General features: G+C 70.0%; 10 protein-coding genes. 6 read left to right on the forward strand and 4 right to left on the reverse strand.

All coding sequences use genetic code 11. The annotated features are described in order from the left end of the window. Window positions 1-5: 5 nt before the first annotated feature. Window positions 6-215, reverse strand: a complete 210-nt coding sequence (locus ACLQ2T_RS23900; RefSeq protein ID WP_357529738.1) for a hypothetical protein — start codon at window positions 213-215, stop codon at window positions 6-8. Here ACLQ2T_RS23900 and ACLQ2T_RS23905 point away from each other — a divergent pair. The 5 genes from ACLQ2T_RS23905 (at window position 214) to pulA (ending at window position 8,630) form a co-directional block, all read left to right on the forward strand. Then, a complete protein-coding gene (locus tag ACLQ2T_RS23905) occupies window positions 214-942 on the forward strand; it encodes a hypothetical protein (RefSeq protein ID WP_425768598.1) in 729 nt (242 codons plus the stop codon). The genes ACLQ2T_RS23900 and ACLQ2T_RS23905 overlap by 2 nt on opposite strands. A gap of 36 nt (window positions 943-978) precedes the next feature. Further along, window positions 979-1,368 carry a hypothetical protein gene (locus ACLQ2T_RS23910; RefSeq protein WP_425768599.1) on the forward strand — a complete coding sequence of 130 codons (390 nt, stop codon included), beginning with the start codon at window positions 979-981 and terminating at the stop codon, window positions 1,366-1,368. A 183-nt stretch (window positions 1,369-1,551) separates the two neighbouring features. Then, on the forward strand, window positions 1,552-2,184 hold the full coding sequence (locus tag ACLQ2T_RS23915; protein ID WP_425768600.1) for a cellulose binding domain-containing protein: 633 nt from the start codon (window positions 1,552-1,554) through the stop codon (window positions 2,182-2,184). Between the two features lie 92 nt (window positions 2,185-2,276). Beyond that, entirely contained in the window at window positions 2,277-3,002 is a 726-nt protein-coding gene (locus ACLQ2T_RS23920) for a cellulose binding domain-containing protein (protein WP_425768601.1), read from the forward strand. 138 nt (window positions 3,003-3,140) lie between these two features. Then, on the forward strand, window positions 3,141-8,630 hold the full coding sequence (gene pulA / locus ACLQ2T_RS23925; protein WP_425768602.1) for a pullulanase-type alpha-1,6-glucosidase: 5,490 nt from the start codon (window positions 3,141-3,143) through the stop codon (window positions 8,628-8,630). A 222-nt stretch (window positions 8,631-8,852) separates the two neighbouring features. On the opposite strand, the gene ACLQ2T_RS23930 is transcribed toward pulA, so the two are convergent. The 3 genes from ACLQ2T_RS23930 to ACLQ2T_RS23940 all read right to left on the reverse strand — a co-directional run bounded on the left by ACLQ2T_RS23930 (window position 8,853) and on the right by ACLQ2T_RS23940 (window position 14,414). Next, window positions 8,853-10,529: a right-handed parallel beta-helix repeat-containing protein gene (locus tag ACLQ2T_RS23930; RefSeq protein ID WP_425768603.1), complete on the reverse strand. Its 1,677-nt coding sequence runs from the start codon at window positions 10,527-10,529 to the stop codon at window positions 8,853-8,855. A gap of 376 nt (window positions 10,530-10,905) precedes the next feature. Beyond that, window positions 10,906-12,540 (reverse strand): right-handed parallel beta-helix repeat-containing protein, encoded by a 1,635-nt coding sequence (locus tag ACLQ2T_RS23935; protein ID WP_425768604.1) that lies wholly within the window; start codon window positions 12,538-12,540, stop codon window positions 10,906-10,908. 392 nt (window positions 12,541-12,932) lie between these two features. Beyond that, entirely contained in the window at window positions 12,933-14,414 is a 1,482-nt protein-coding gene (locus ACLQ2T_RS23940) for an aminopeptidase P family protein (protein WP_425768676.1), read from the reverse strand. A 165-nt stretch (window positions 14,415-14,579) separates the two neighbouring features. Between ACLQ2T_RS23940 and asnB the strand changes: the two genes are divergently transcribed. Beyond that, the gene (asnB, locus tag ACLQ2T_RS23945; protein ID WP_425768677.1) at window positions 14,580-16,541 is read left to right on the forward strand and encodes an asparagine synthase (glutamine-hydrolyzing); all 1,962 of its coding nucleotides are present in this window, start codon (window positions 14,580-14,582) and stop codon (window positions 16,539-16,541) included. Window positions 16,542-16,698: the final 157 nt, after the last annotated feature.

Here is a 16,698-nt window from a genome sequence, read left to right on the forward strand (position 1 = left end):
GACCGTCAGTCCTGCTCGCCGGCCGGGGAGAAGGAACTGGCCTCCGCGTGCCGGTTGCGCAGCCGATCCCGGATCTCCTCCGGTGTGTACGCGCGCCGCCGTCGCTCGGCTCGCGCGATCACCACCCCCGACGCCGCCACACCGGCCAGACCCGCGAGACCGAGAACCTTCCACCACCGCACCCGTCGCCGCATCCGCTTAGGGTAAACCCTCATGAGCATCAGCCTGGACGACGCGGTCGAGCTGACCCGTACCGGCGACATGTGGCTGTTCCGGGGGCGCAGCGCGCCGGACCGGGCCATTCAGTGGACCACGAACAGCCCGGTCAACCATGTCGGCATGGCGGTCGTGCTGGACGACATGCCACCCCTGATGTGGCACGCCGAACTCGGCCGTTCCCTGCCGGACATGTGGACCGGCACCCACCAGCGGGGTGTGCAGCTGCACGACCTGCGTGACGCGGTCTGTGTCTGGGCCAACCGGTACGGCCAGCGGGCCTGGCTGCGGCAACTCGATCCGCCGGCCGACCCGGAGATGGAGGCGGCGGTGTTGCGGACCATCGCCCGACTGGACGGCACCCCCTTCCCGTCCACCGCCCAGATGGCCTGGCGCTGGCTTCGCGGCCGGGTGCCGAGCCCGCGCCTACCGCGCCTACCGCTACCGGCCGCCCGATCGCGCTCGGCCGCCTCGGCGGAGCCGACCCTGGGTCCGGTCTCCTCGGCGGAGCCGACCCTTGATCCGGCGAGCTCTGACGAGCCGACCCTGGAGAGCGCCTACTGCGCGGAGGTCGTAGCGGTCACCTACGAGGCGATGGGGCTGCTGCCCGCCGGTCGCCGTCCGAACTGGTACGACCCGGGACGCTTCTGGAGCGGCGACGACCTCGGCCTGCGCGGTGGGGCCCGGCTGGGCAGTGAGATCGAGGTACGGATGCCGGCCCGTTGAGGTTTGGTCGACCGGCGAGTCGGCTACTTCCTGCCTGTGAATGCCTCCACCGATCTCGACGCCCTGACCGAATTCTTCGACCGGTACGGCGTGGCGCTGACCGCCGGTGACCTGCCCGCGATCGCCGGCTGCTACGCCCTGCCGGGGCTGGTGGTCGCCGACACCTACAGCTTCTCGTTCACCTCGCCGGCGGCGGTGGCGCTGTCCTTCGTGGGCGCCGCCCCGGACTACACCGAGCGGGAACTGATCGCCGCGCACGCCGAGATCGAGCAGATCCAGCACATCTCCGCGCTCCTGACCATGGTGGCCGTCCGGTGGGAGTTCCTGGACAGCCAGGGGCGGCAGGTGCCGGGCGAACGCTACCGTTACCTGCTGCGATCTACTGATGACGGACCGGCCATCTGCACGGTGGTCCGGACCGGCTGACCCTCTGGCCAGCCAGGACCCACCACCGCTGGCCGGGCTGTTCCGTCGCCCGGGCACACCTGGCTAGGCTGACGCATCGGTGACCATGAGGGGGCCTGAATGCCGGTGCGGTCGGCGGGCGACGAGGGCGCAGATCGCCACGGCCGAGGGGCCTTGCCCACCGCGATCGGGTCGGCACCGTGGGTGGTGGTGCTGGTCGGCGTCGCGGTGCTGGCGGTGTTGCTGGTGGTGGCGATGTTGTCCTTTCGCCAGCCGGAACAGCCGGCGGCGTGGGAGCCCGGCCCGCCGATGCTGCTGCCGACCCAGCCCACGCCGACCCAGGAGCCCAGCGCGACCCGCAAGCCCACACCTTCTCCGAGGGCGATCCCCGGCCCGGCGCTCACCCCCTCGTCGGTACGGTCGCCGTCGCCCACCGTGTCGGGGTCGTCGCGGAGGGAAGTCGAACCTTCGGAATCGCCCGATGTCTCTGATCCGCCGTCGTTGGCGGTCGACGCCGGGGAACTTGCCGCCAGCTATCTGGTCACCACCCGTGCGACGGACTATTACCGGGCCCGCCTGGTCGTCCACAATGGCACCGGTCAGCCGGTGGGATGGGTGGTCGACCTGAGGTTCACCAGTGAGGTCACCGGCGTTCGGGCCGCCAGTGGACCGGGGATGTCGATGAGCATCAAGGGCGCCGGCTGGTACCAGCTCAGCGGCAACATTCTGCTCCCCGCCGGCGGGCAGCAGACGGTGTATCTGCGAATCAGCCGTACCGGAAATCGGAATTATCCGGCACAATGCACGGTCAACGGCTCAGCCTGTGCGATGGGCTGACCGTACAGTCGGGACTGTTGGTCGATCGGTCGGGTACTTCCCGAGATCTGTCATGATCGTTACCCTTGCCGGGCTGCCCGCTGAGGAGAGACATGTCCGGTATGCGACGCGCTCCGCGTCCGATGCCGCCCCCCGGTGCCACCGCAGTGGCGTCCTCGCCCTGGATCCTGATCTCGATCGGGGTGGGCGCGATGGTGGTACTGCTCGTCATCGCGGTGGGGGCGTACCGGGGGCCCGGAACCGACTACGACCCCACCCCGCCGTTGGGTGCGGTGCCGCCGCCGCACGCCACCTCGGCCGGGTGGGGGGCCTCGGGCCTGCCGTCGCAGCCGGTGCCGGGCCTGTCGCCGCGTCGCACCGACCCACCCGCCCCGACCGGTACGGCGGGCCTGCCCGTGCCCTCGCCCTCGGCCGGGCAACCCTCGTACCCGTCGCGCCCGACCTATGCCGCACCCGAGGTCAGCAGCCCGCCGCCGGCCGCTCGGCCGCCCGCCGCACCGGCCTCGCCGATTCAGGCGCGCTACCGGGTGACCGACACCTTCGACGGCGGATTCATCGCGGAGCTGTTGATCCGTAACACCTCCCGCCGCGACCAGGAGTGGGTGGCCCGGATCGAGTACCCGGGCGGACGGGTGGTCACGGCCTGGTTGGAGGGGGTGCCGCAGGGGAGCTTCCGCGAGGGCGGCGGCATCCTGACCTATCGCAGCGGCCCGGATCTGGCGGCCGGATCAGCCGTCGCCCTGCGGTTCCACATCGAGTTCGCCTCCCCCCGCCCGGCGCGTTGTGTCGTGTCCGGACGGACCTGCGACGGCCTCTGAGGACCGTTCCGCTGCTGCGCGACGCTTTCAAGTTTGCGCAAGGTGTCGACAACATTGCCGGTTCGTTTGCAAGGTATTGCAGAAGTTTTCGGCAAGGGCTAGCGTGCGGGCCAGTCAGCGACCAGAGGAAGGCCGTCGATGAAGCCCCCGCCGAAACCCCGCAGCGCCCTGCACCCCCTCGTCCTGCTGCTCACCCTCACCCTGCTCGGGGCACCGGTCGTGGTGCACCAGAGCCCCGCCGTGGCCGCCCCGGGCACCGGCTCGCTCAGTCCCACCGGGGCCGTCACCTGGCAGTCCGAGCCCAGCGCCAAGGCTCTGCTGGCGGCGGGCAGCAACTCGGCCCGCGCCGAGCAGTTCTACTTCGTACTGCCCGACCGGTTCGCCAACGGCGACCCGCGCAACGATCGGGGTGGGCTGACCGGAGACCGGCTGCGTACCGGGTACGACCCCACCGACAAGGGGTTCTACCAGGGCGGCGACCTCAAGGGGCTGACCGACCGGCTGGACTACATCCAGGGGCTGGGCACGACCGCGATCTGGCTGGCACCGGTGTTCAAGAACCGGCTCGTGCAGGGCGAGGGCGACGACGTCTCGGCCGGCTACCACGGCTACTGGATCACCGACTTCACCCAGGTCGACCCGCACTTCGGCAGCGCCGCCGACCTGAAGAAGCTGGTCGCCTCGGCGCACAAGCGCGGTATCAAGGTCTACCTCGACGTGATCGTCAACCACACCGCCGACGTGATCACCTACGCCGAGGACAGGTACAGCTACATCGACAAGACGACCGCGCCGTACCGCGACGCGCAGGGCCGGCCCTTCGAGGACCGCAACTACGCCGACGGCAGCCGTACCTTCCCGCCGGTGAACACGCGATCCTTCCCGTACACCCCGACCTTCGCCAGCCCGGCGGACGCCAAGGTCAAGGTGCCCGGCTGGCTGAACGACCCGACCATGTACCACAACCGGGGTGACTCGACCTTCGTCGGGGAGAACAGCGAGTACGGCGACTTCTTCGGCCTGGACGACCTGTGGACCGAGCGTCCCGAGGTGGTCCGGGGGATGACGAAGATCTACGCCGACTGGGTACGCGACACCGGGGTGGACGGGTTCCGGCTGGACACCGTCAAGCACGTCAACATGGACTTCTGGCCGCAGTTCAGCCAGGGCATCGACCAGGCCGCCGCCCGCGCCGGCAAGAAGGACTTCTTCATGTTCGGCGAGGTCTACAGCGCCGACCAGGAGATCACCTCCAGCTATGTACGCCAGGGCGCTCTGCCGGCCACCCTGGACTTCGCCTTCCAGGAGGCGGCCCGGGGCTACACCGCCAACGACGGCTCCGCCAGAACCCTGGCCGAGGTGTACGCCCGCGACGACCTGTACGCCGCCCGGGACACCCACGCCGGTCGACTGCCCACCTTCCTGGGCAACCACGACATGGGGCGGATCGGCTCCTTCATCGCCGCCGGCCCCACCGACCCGGCCACCCACCTGCGCCGTGACCAGTTGGCCCACGAGTTGATGTTCCTCACCCGGGGCCAGCCGGTGATCTACTCCGGTGACGAGCAGGGCTTCACCGGCGCGGGCGGGGACAAGGACTCCCGGCAGCCGATGTTCGCCTCGCGAACCCCGGACTACCTCGACGACGACCTGCTCGGCACCGACCGCACCCACGCCCAGGACCAGTTCGACCGCAGCCATCCGCTGTACCGGACCATCGCCGCCCTGGGCAAGCTGCGCCAGGCCCACCCGGCGTTGCGCGACGGGGTCCAGGTGACCCGGCACGCGGCCGAGGGAGCGGGGATCTTCGCCTTCTCCCGGTTCGACCCGGACAACCGCACCGAGTACCTGGTGGCGGTCAACAACGCGGCGACCGCCCAGACCGTCACGGTGGACACCTGGTCGGCCGGTGCCACCTTCGCCGGGGTCTACGGCAGCACCGGTCGGCCCAGGGCGGCCGGCGACGGCAAGCTGACCGTGACCGTGCCGCCGCTGTCGGCCGTGGTGCACCGGGCCGGCAAGCCCGTCGCGCTGCCGACCGCCAAGCCGGGCCTGACCATCACCGCCCCGGCCGCACCCCAGGCCACCCGGGCCGAGGTGACCGCTCAGGTGACCGGGGATCCGCTGGCCACGGTCACGATGGCGGCCCGGGTCGCCGGTGGCCGGTGGACCCTGCTCGGCACCGCCCACCGGGCGCCGTACACCGTGCACCACGACCTGACCGGGCTGGCCGCCGGCACGAAGGTCGAGTACCTGGCGGTGGTCCGCGACGGGCGGGGCCGTACCGCCACCGCCCGGGGGGCCACCACGGTGGGCACCCCCGACGAGGCCGGCTCCTCCCGTGACTGGCTGGTGGTGCACTACCAGCGGCCCGACGGCGATTACACCGACTGGGGCCTCTACACCTGGGGTGACATCGACCCCGAGTACGCCACCGAATGGCCGAAGGGGCAACCCTTCGCCGGGACGGACGCCTACGGCCGGTTCGCCTGGGTGAAGCTCAAGCCGGGCGCGAAAACGGTCGGATTCCTGGTGGTCGACGCCGACGGCACCAAGGACGTCGAGAATGACCGGGTGGTGGATGTGACGCAGACCGGGGAGGTCTGGGTCAAGCAGGGTGACCCGGCTACCTACCAGAGGCGGGAGGAGGCGGCCGGTGGGCCCGCTCCGCCGGTCGAGGAGGGCACGGCGGTGCTCCACTACCGTCGGTCCGACGGCGACTACGAGGGTTGGGGCCTGCACCTGTGGGACGGCGCCGCCAACCCCACCGACTGGGCGCGGCCGATGCCACCGACCCGGATCGACTCCTTCGGCGCCGAGTTCCGGGTGCCGCTGTCCGAGGGCGCGACCGGACTCAGCTACATCATCCACCGGGGCGACGAGAAGGATCTGCCGCAGGACCAGCGGCTCGACTTCGCCGACGCCGGACGTGAGGTGTGGTTGCTGGCCGCCACACCGGGCCGGCTGCTGCCGACCACGGCCACCGGCACCGGTACGGACACCGACATCGGCAGGCAGAAGGCCCACTGGATCGACAGGTCCACGCTGGCCTGGCGCACCGGTCCCACCGACGGCAAGGCGTACGCCCTGGTGACCGCGCCGACCGGTGGCGTGCGGGTGGTCGACGGCGAGCTGGTCGGGGCGTACACCTCGCTGCCGTTGACCGCGCAGCGCAACGGGCTCACCGAGGCCCAGCGCGCGGCCTTCCCGCACCTGTGGGACCACCGGACCTTCAGCCTGGACCGGCGGGATCTGGCCAAGGTGCCGCCCGCCCTGCGCGGGCAGGTGCTGGTGACCGAGCGGGCCGCCGACGGCACCCTGCTCGGCGCGACCGGGGTGCAGCTGCCGGGTGTGCTCGACGACCTCTACGCCCCGGCGACGGCCGCCCGACTGGGGGCCACCTTCACCGGCGGGGTACCGACCCTGGCGGTCTGGGCCCCGACGGCCCGCAGTGTGGCGCTGGAACTGTTCGACTCGCCCACCGCGACTCCGCGCCTGGTCGAGATGCGCCGCGACGACCGCACCGGAGTCTGGTCGGTGCGGGGGGCCCGGGACTGGACCGGCCGGTACTACCGGTACCGGGTGCAGGCCTGGCAACCGGCCGCCCAGCAGGTGGTCACCGCCTCGGTGACCGACCCCTACTCGGTGGCCCTGGCGGCGGACTCCACTCACAGCCAGATCGTCGACCTGGCCGACCCGAAGCTGGCCCCGCCCGGCTGGGCCAAGCTGCGCAAACCGGCCGCGCCGCCGGCCGCCAAGGTGCAGATCTCCGAGCTGTCGGTACGCGACTTCTCCATCGCCGACAGCACCGTGCCGGCCGGGCGGCGGGGCACCTTCCTGGCCTTCACCGACCCGAACACGGCCGGGATGAAGCACCTCCGGGCGATCAGCGATGCGGGCGTCAACCACCTGCACCTGCTGCCCGCCTTCGACTTCGCCACCATCCCGGAACGGCGGGCCGACCAGCGGCAGCCGGACTGCGACCTGGCCGCCCTGCCGCCGGACTCGGAGCGCCAGCAGGAGTGCATCGCCGCGGTGCGCGACACCGACGGCTACAACTGGGGGTACGACCCGCTGCACTACACCGTTCCGGAGGGCGGGTACGCCGTCGACCCGGACGGCGCCGGGCGCACCACGGAGTTCCGGCAGATGGTCGTCGGGATCAACGGGGCCGGTCTGCGGGTGGTGCTGGACGTGGTCTACAACCACACCTCGGCCGCCGGTACCGACCCCCGCTCGGTGCTCGACCAGATCGTGCCCGGCTACTACCACCGGCTGCTGGACGACGGGACGGTGGCCACCTCCACCTGCTGCGCCAACACCGCCCCCGAACACGCGATGATGGGCAAGCTGGTGGTCGACTCGATGGTCACCTGGGCCAAGGCGTACAAGGTCGACGGGTTCCGGTTCGACCTGATGGGTCACCACCCGAAGGCGAACATCCTGGCCGTACGCGCCGCGCTGGACAAGCTGACCGTGGCCCGGGACGGGGTGGACGGGAAGAAGATCCTGCTCTACGGCGAGGGCTGGAACTTCGGCGAGGTGGCCGACGACGCCCGGTTCGTGCAGGCCACCCAGGCCAACATGGCCGGCACCGGGATCGGCACCTTCAACGACCGGCTGCGTGACGCGGTGCGGGGCGGTGGGCCCTTCGACGACAACCCGCGCCGGCAGGGCTTCGCCTCCGGGCTGTTCAGCGACCCCAACGGGGACCCGGTCAACGGCACCACCGCCGAGCAGCGAGCCCGGCTGCTGCACCAGCAGGACCTGATCAAGGTCGGGTTGGTCGGCAACCTGCGCGGCTACCGGTTCACCGACTCGGCGGGCCGGACGGTCACCGGCGACCAGGTGGACTACAACGGCTCACCGGCCGGCTACACCGACTCGCCCGGCGAGGCGATCACCTATGTCGACGCCCACGACAACGAGATCCTGTACGACGCGCTGGCGTACAAGCTGCCCCAGGCCACCCCGGCGACGGACCGGGCCCGGATGCAGGTGCTCGCTCTCAGCACTGTGGTGCTGGGTCAGGGGGCAGGGTTCGTCACCACCGGCACCGAACGGCTGCGGTCGAAGTCGCTGGACCGCAACTCGTACAACTCGGGGGACTGGTTCAACCAGATCCGCTGGGACTGCGCCCAGGGCAACGGTTTCGGTGCCGGCCTGCCGCCCGCCGAGGACAACCGGGACAAGTGGCCGTACGCGAAGCCGCTGCTGGCCGATCCGTTGCTGGTGCCGGACTGCGCCGCGATCGAGCTGACCGACGCTCGCTACGCCGAGCTGCTGCGGATCCGCAACTCCACACCGGTGTTCGGGCTGTCCGACGCACGTCAGGTGCAGCAGCGGGTCGGGTTCCCGCTGTCCGGGCCGGACGAGACGCCGGGGGTACTCACCATGACCCTGGACGCTCGTGGCCTCGGCGGGGCGTGGAAGTCGGTGACCGTGGTCTTCAACAGCACCCCGGAGACGGCGACCCAGCGGGTCACCGGGCTGCGTGGGGCGGACGTGGCGTTGCACCCGGTGCTGCGTACCTCGGCCGACCCGGTGCTGCGGACCGCCGCCTTCGCCGCGTCGACAGGTACGTTCACCGTACCGGCGCGCAGTGTGGCCGTCTTCGTCCAGCGGTAGGCCGTGCCACCCGGACGGGGGCTGGACCGCACGGTCAGCCCCCGTTCGTGCCCGCAGCAATCAGCCACCGACGGCCACCCGGGACGGTTCCGGTACGCGGCGGCGATGGCCCCGACACCACGCCGTACGTCTCCCAGACCGGCGCGGACCGGCTCCCTTCCGTGGTCGGAAGGGAGCCGGTCCGCGGTCGGAACCGGTGTCAGTGCCGGTCAACCGTGTGGATCAGCCGAAGCAGCCGTCCGGAATCACCGGGCTGCCGAGGCAGTTGGTGGGGCGGTTGTCGGTGATGACGGACTTGTCGTCCAGCAGCACGCCGTCGTTGTTGGTGAAGACACCGCCCGGCTTGTTGGCGGCGGAGTTGTGGGCCACCTTGGTCTTGGTCAGGTAGACCCAGCCGCCCTTGTTGAAGATTCCACCGCCGGCGGCGAACAGGCCGACGGCACGGTTGCCGGTGACCTCGGTGTCCCGCAGCGTGGTCTTGCTGTCCTCGTTGAACAGGCCGGCGCCGAAGAACCCGGCGACGTTGTCCTTGATGGCGCTGTCGTCGACCGTGGCGGTGCTCCAGTCGACCACTGCCAGGCCGCCGCCGACACCTGCGGTGCTGTTCTTCGCGACCGTGCTGTGCGCCAGGGTGAGCTGGCTCTTCTTGGCCGCGAGGATGCCGCCACCGGCGATCAGCGCGGTGTTGTCGGAAACCTTCGAGTGCTTGACGGAGGTCTGACCGCCGATGTCGAGGATGCCGCCGCCGAAGCCGGTGGTCTCGTTCCCCTCGATCTCGGACTTCTCGACGTACAGCGTGCCGTTGTCGATGCCGGCGTGGTGCAGCTTGTCCTGGTACGGCTTGAACTTGACCAGACCGTTGGAGATGCCCGCACCGCCGATGATCGCCTGGTTGTTCCTCACCGCCGATTTCTCGATCTTGAGGACGCCGACGTTGAGGATTCCGCCGCCGAAGAGGAAGGCGGTGTTGTCGACGACGCGGCTCTCGTCGAGCAGGGTCTGGCCGTAGTTGGCCACGGCGCCACCGTTGGCTCCGGACTGGTTCTCGACGAACTCGGTGTCGTGGACATCGGCCCGGCCGCCCGGCTGCACCAGCAGGCCCGCGCCGTCAAAGCGGCCCGGCTCCCAGTCGCCCTCGGCCTCGACCTGCTCCCCGTCGACCTGGGCGGTGGCCGGCGCCGTCGCCTCGGTCTCGGCCGGTGGCGCGGCCGGCGCCTTCGGCGCGGCCTGCAACGCGGTGACCAGCGGCTTGCCGCCCTGTACGGCGTCCGTCGCCTCGCCCGAGCCGGAGAGCTGTGACCACGTCTCCCGTGGCTCCGGCGCCGACATCTTCTTGGCCGGCGCGGTCTGGCCGCCCTTGATGGTCAGGCCCTTGAGGGTGAGTTCCCCGCCGGGACCGACATTGAGGATGCGGAACGGCTTGGCCGTGGCATCCCGCTCGATCTTGGTCCGGTCGCCCTTGAGGGTGATCGGCTGGGTGATCTTCGGTAGGCCGTTGCCCCACTTGTCGTGCCGGGTGAGCTTGTAGGTGCAGCGCTCGGCCAGCCTCAGCGTGGCGCCGTTCCTGTTGTTGGCGAGGGTGATCGCCTCGATCAGCTTGTCGGTGTCGCAGGGCACCTCCCTCGCCCGCTCGTCGTGCCGATCGCGGTCCCGCTTCTTGCCGTCGTGTTCCGCCTTCTTGCCGTCGTGTTCCGCTTCGCCCCGGGCGTCGTCGCGGCTGACCTGCTGAGTGGTAGACCACTTCACCCCGTCAGTGCCGCCGACCGCCCCGGCGCCGGCGACGCCGACCGCGGCGATGCTGACCACGCCGGTCAATCCGGCAACGCCGCTGGCCACCCAGAGCTTGCGGCGACGCCTCGGCGTCGGCCGATCATCGTTGTTCGCTAGGTAGTTGGACATCGGAGCTCTCTGCCCTCTCCTCGTACCAGACAGGGTCGCTCCGCCTCAGGCGGGCGTCCCCCGCTACAAATCGGTTGTAGCTCCCAAAACCAACAGTATGAGAATCTTCTTCATCTCGCGGTCAAATGCGAAACGAACCCGCATTAGGTGCATCCCCGGTCCCACCCGGCCAAGCCCTCATCCCCACCCCACCTCCCCACACCCTGGACAAGCGACTGATCAAGAGCTTTTGGTCGTGCTCCACGCCATTCGTGACGCAAACTTCTTGATCGACATGACCGTGCGGGTGGGGTGGAGAGGAGGAGGGCTTCTTCGGGGCGCCGGGTGGCGGCCCCGGAGAAGCCCTCCGGCTATGTGGTCTGGCTCTCGGTGTGTCTCAGCCGAAGCAGCGGTCCGGAACGACCGGGCTGCCGAGGCAGTTGGTCGGGCGGTTGTCGACGACCGTGGACTTGCTGTCGATGTCGACGCGGTCGTTGTTGGTGAAGATGCCGCCCGGTTCCTTGGTGGAGAAGTTGAAGGCCACCCTCGACTGGATCAGGTTGACCTTGCCGCCGTCGTTGAAGATCCCGCCGGCCTGTGCGTACCTGCCGACCGCCTGGTTGGCGAGTACCTCGGTGTCCCGCAGCACGGTGAATCCGAAGTTGAAGATTCCGCCACCGTCGCCGTCGGAGACGTTCTCCTTGACGAGACTGTGCTCGATGACGGCCTTGGTGCCCTCACCGATGCCGATGCCGCCGGCCCGGCCCTGGGTGGAGTTCTTCGCGACGAGCACGTGCTTGAGGGTCAGCTGGCTGTCGACGTTGGCGAGCACACCGCCGACGTCGGAACCCGCGGTGTTGTCGGTGAACTCGCTGTGGCTGGCCGAGGTGGTTCCGCCGTTGTCGGCCAGGCCGCCGCCGTCACCCGCGGTCCGGTTGTGGCTGATCTTGCTCTTGAAGAGGTAGACGGTGCCGCCCTCGATCCCGTACTGGCCGGATGAGCCGTTGGCGATACCACCGCCGCCTTCCTCGGCACTGTTGCGAGCCACCTCGGACTCCTTGACCTGGAGAGCTCCGGCGTTGAAGATGCCGCCGCCGAAGCCGCCGGCGCTGTTGCGCTCGATCAGGGTCCTGTCGATGCGGGTGGCGCCGAAGTTGGCGATGGCACCCCCGTCACCGGGGGCGTGGTTCTGTACGAAGGTGCTGTGCTCGACGACGGCGCGACCACCCTGGTGGACCAGGAGGCCCGCGCCCTCGGTGGGCGTGTGCCCGTGCCCGCCGGTGGGCCACGGAGCCGGCGTCGCCTCCGAACCGGGTTCGCCGGCTCCGGGCACGGCCGCCGCCTGAGGTGCGGCTGCCGCCTGAGGTGCGACCGCCGGTGTCCCGGGCGCGGCGTTCGCCGCCTCCGGCGCGGTCGTGGGGGCCGTCGCTGACCCCTTCGATCCCCACCGTACGCGGGGCTTCGAGTCGTCCTTCTTCTTGTCGTCCTCGAGCTGGCCGCCCTTGATGGTCAGGCCTTTGAGGGTGAGTTCCCCGCCGGGGCCGACGTTGAGAATGCGGAACGGCTTGGCCGTCGAGTCCCGCTCGACCTGGGTCTTGTGGCCCTTGAGGGTGATCGGCTGGTTGATCCGTGGCAGGCCGTTACCCCACTCGTCGTGCCGGGTCAGCGTGTAGGTGCAGTGCTCGGCCAGCTTCAGGGTCGTGCCGTCGGTCTGGTTGGCCAGGGTGATCGCGTCGATCAGCTTGTCGGTGTCGCACGGCACCTCCTTCACCCGTTCTCGGTCTTCGAAGCGCTTACCCTTGCCGTCCCGGTCGCCCTTGCCGGCTCGGTCGTCCTTGCCGTCCTTGCCGGCTCGGTCGCCCCGGTCGTCCTTGCCGGACTCCGCGCCACCGGTCTCCTCGGCCTTGTCCGTGTCGCTGACGTTCTGTTTCGGCGCCGACGCCTGCATGTTCGACGCCTGTTGCCGCTCGCCGGACTTCTGGTCACGGGCGGCCACGCCGCCCACGGCGGCCAGGCCGACGACACCGGTCAAGCCGGCTACCCCGGCGGCCACCCAAAGCTTCCGTCGTCCTCGTCCGGGTGGGGCCATGGGGGCCTCGCCGGAGGGAGTCGTTAGGTCATTGGACATCAGAGCTTTCCGCCCTTTCCTGCTACCAGACGGGCTCGCACCACCCGAAGGAGGCGCGGGCAGCTACAAATCGGTTGCAGCCTCCGACGACCACCGTATGAGAAGGATCCTCGCGACAAGGGCGTATCCGAAAAACCCCCGCATTAGAGGTATTCAGGGCATCTGCCGGTCAAGGCGCCAGCCCGGGCAGGAAGCGGGTGACCAGGGTAAACGCGGACGGGCCCCGCTCGGAGTGTGCTGGACGTACGAAACGTCGCACACCGCCGGGCGGGGCCCGTCGTGCGGTCGTGGCGCGGTCAGCCGGGCAGGCGCGGGCCCGCCTCGCGCTGCTCGGCCAGCCAGGTCTCCACCTCGTCGGAGCGACGGGGCAGGCCCGCCGACAGGTTCACCGCACCGGAGTTGGTGACCAGGATGTCGTCCTCGATCCGGATGCCTACCCCCCGCAGTTCCTCGGGGACCAGCTCGTCCTCGGGCTGGAAGTACAACCCCGGCTCGACGGTGAGCACGTATCCCTCGCCCAGGCTGCCGTCGCGGTAGGCCTCCTTGCGGGCGTTGGAGCAGTCGTGCACGTCGATGCCGAGCATGTGGCCGAAGCCGTGCAGGGTCCACCGGCGGTAGACGGTGGAGTTCTCGTCCATCGCCTCGTCCACGCTCACCGGCAGCAGCCCCAGCTCGGCCAGCCCCTCGGCGAGCACCCGCATACAGGTCAGGTGCACCTCCTTGAAGGCCACCCCCGGTTTGATGACGTCGATGCCGGCCTGCTGCGAGGCGTACACGATGTCGTAGACCTGCCGCTGGAGGGCGGTGAACCGGCCGTTGACCGGCAGCACCCGGGTCACATCGGCGGTGTAGAGGTTGCGACCCTCCACCCCCATGTCCATCAGCAGCAGTTCGCCCGGCCGGGTGGCCCCGTGGTTGTGCACCCAGTGCAGGATCGTGGCGTGCTCGCCGGCGCCGACGATCGAGCCGTAGCCGACGTCGTTGCCGTCGTGCCGGGCCCGCAGGGCGAAGATCCCCTCCAGCAGCCGCTCCGAGACCCCCCGGTCGGCCGGCAGCACCCGGGCCACGTCCTCGAAGCCGCGTACGGTGGCGTCGATCGCCTCCTGCAACTGGCTGATCTCCCACTCGTCCTTGACGAGCTTCTGCTCGGAGATGGCGATGGCCAGCTCCCGGTCCCGGGCCGGCTGGCCCTCCTCGCGCGGACCGTCGTAGGCGCGGACCGCGGAGTCCACCCGGGGGTCGAAACCGCGCAGCACCCGGGTACGCGCCGGGGCGAGCCCGGCCAACGTCTCGTCCAGCTCGGCCAGGTCGGCGGTGGGCAGGCCCAGCTCGGTCGACTTCTCGGTCAGCGTGTGCCGACGGCCCACCCACAGCTCGCCGTGTCGGCTGCGGAAGAACTCGTCGTTCTCCCGCGAGCTGCGAGGCCGCATGTACAGGATCGCGTCGTGCCCGGAACCGTTGGGCCGCAGCACCAGGACGCTGTCCGGATCATGGTCGCCGGTCAGGTACGCGAAGTCGCTGCCCGGACGGAACCGGTACTCGGTGTCGTTGGCGCGGATCTGCTCCCCGCCGGTCGGGATCACCAGGGTCTCGCCCGGGAAGGCGGCCGACAGCGCGGCCCGCCGCTTGGCGTAGTTCGGCACCTCCGGTCGGGGGCCTACCGGCAGCGTGGTGTCCCGCCAACCCTGCCGCATGAACGCCAGGAACGCCGGGGGAAAGTCCGGGTCGTGTGACTCGGTGCCGTCGGCCGGCTTGCCGTCGGTGCGTTCCTCGGTCATGCCCGCTCCCTTCATGTCGTCGCTGGCCCCGACGGTACCGCGAATCCGGTCCGCACCGGCCATGGTGATCATTCCGCGCCGCGCGCCGAGACCGATCCGGGCCCTCGGCGGGGGAGCCCGCCCGTGCCGCAACGCCCGATTCGTACGCATGGAAAGATGACCACCATGTGCGGACTCCTGGCTTTTTTCAGTGCGCGCGGCGACGCCGCCGCTCACCGCGACAGCATCGCCGGAGCGTTGGAATGCCTGCACCACCGCGGCCCGGACGAGACCGGTGTCGAGGTGGTCGGAGACGCGACCGGCAGGTACGCGGACGGGGTCTTCGCCCACAAGCGGTTGGCGATCATCGACGTCGCGCTCAGCCACGAGCCGCTGCCCTACGCCGACGGGCGCTATCTGCTGACCTTCAACGGCGAGATCTACAACTACATCGAGCTGCGCGAGGAGCTGATCCGCGAGCACGGGGCCCGGTTCGCCACCAACGGTGACGGCGAGGTGATCGTCGCCGGCTACCACTACTGGGGCGAGCAGGTGCTCACCCGGCTGCGCGGCATGTTCGCCTTCGTCATCTGGGACCGGCAGGCCCGCCGTGCCTTCGGTGCCCGGGACTACTACGGCATCAAGCCGCTGCACTACCTGGAGACCGCCGACGGGCTCTACCTGGCCTCGGAGAAGAAGGCCCTGCTGCCGTTCGCGCACTCCGCGCACATCGGCGACGCCGGGGTCGACACGGCGAACCTCAGCCACTACCTGACCCTCCAGTACGTCCCCGAGCCGGGCACCCTGCACAAGCAGATCAGTCGGATCGGGTCGGGGGAGTACCTCACCTGGACCCCGGGTGGCCGGATCGACATCCGCCGCTGGTACCGCCCGGTCTTCCGGCCCGCCCCGGTCGCCGACGAGCAGCAGCTCTACCACGAGATCCGGGAGACCCTGCGCGAGAGCGTACGGATGCACATGCGCTCCGACGTGCCGGTCGGCTCCTTCCTGTCCAGCGGCATCGACTCCACCGCGGTGGTGGCCCTGGCCCGGGAGTTCAACCCGAACATCCTCACCTTCACGGTCGGCTACGACGTGCCCGGCTACTCGGAGATCGACGTCGCCCAGGAGTCGGCCCGGCACCTCGACGTGACCACCATCCCGACCAAGATCGGGCCGCAGGACATGATCGAGGCGCTGCCGAAGATCGTCTGGCACCTGGACGACCCGGTGGCCGACCCGGCGCTGGTGCCGCTCTACTTCGTCGCCAAGAAGGCCGCCGAGCACGTCACCGTGGTGCTCTCCGGCGAGGGGGCCGACGAGTTCTTCGGCGGCTACACGATCTACCGGGAACCGCTCTCCCTGAGTAGCGTCAACGGGTTGCCCGGCGGGGTCCAGAAGGGCCTGCGGGCGGTGTCCAAGGCGATCCCGCAGGGGGTCAAGGGCAAGAGCTTCCTGGAGCGCGGCACCACCCCGATCGAGGAGCGCTACTACGGCAACGCCCGGATGTTCACCGAGGAGGAGAAGCAGCACCTGCTGCGCCGCTACGACCCCTCGGTGCGCTACACCGACGTCACCGCCCCGATCTACGCCGAGTGCACCGAGTTGGACGACGTCACCAAGATGCAGTACGTCGACCTCTACACCTGGCTGCGCGGCGACATCCTGGTCAAGGCCGACCGGATCTCCATGGCGCACTCCCTGGAGGTGCGGGTGCCCTTCCTCGACCGGGCGGTCTTCGAGGTGGCGGCCAAGATCCCGGTCGAGCTGAAGCTGCCGCCGCGCTCGGACGCCACCAAGTACGCCATGCGTCAGGCGTTGCAGGGGGTGGTGCCGCCGGCCATCGTCAACCGCAAGAAGCTCGGCTTCCCGACCCCCACCCGGGTCTGGCTGCGCGGCGAGATGTACGAGTGGGCCCGGCACGTGCTGAGCACCTCCGGCGCCGGTGACCTGTTGGACCTGTCGTACGCCCTGCGCCTGCTGGAGGAGCACAAGCGGGAGGAGGCCGACCACTCCCGCAAGGTGTGGACCGTGCTGATCTTCTGCATCTGGCACGCCATTTTCGTGGCGAAGACCCTGGACCCGGGCATCCAGCGCAACCAGTCCGCCCTGCTCACCAAGCCGGTCGTCGGCTCGATGGTCCGCTGACCTGTCAGAGGGGATCTTCGTGCATCGGAGCGAGCGGCCGGTGGTACGAAGGGGATGGAGCATGACGGATCCCAGCCAGTCCGCCTCTTGTGGACATTGGGCCCGGGGTGTCAGCAATACGTCCGTTTCAACGAGAGATAGATCAGCTACTGACGAG

It is taken from the genome of Micromonospora sp. DT229, from assembly GCF_049844505.1.
Taxonomy (GTDB): domain Bacteria; phylum Actinomycetota; class Actinomycetes; order Mycobacteriales; family Micromonosporaceae; genus Micromonospora.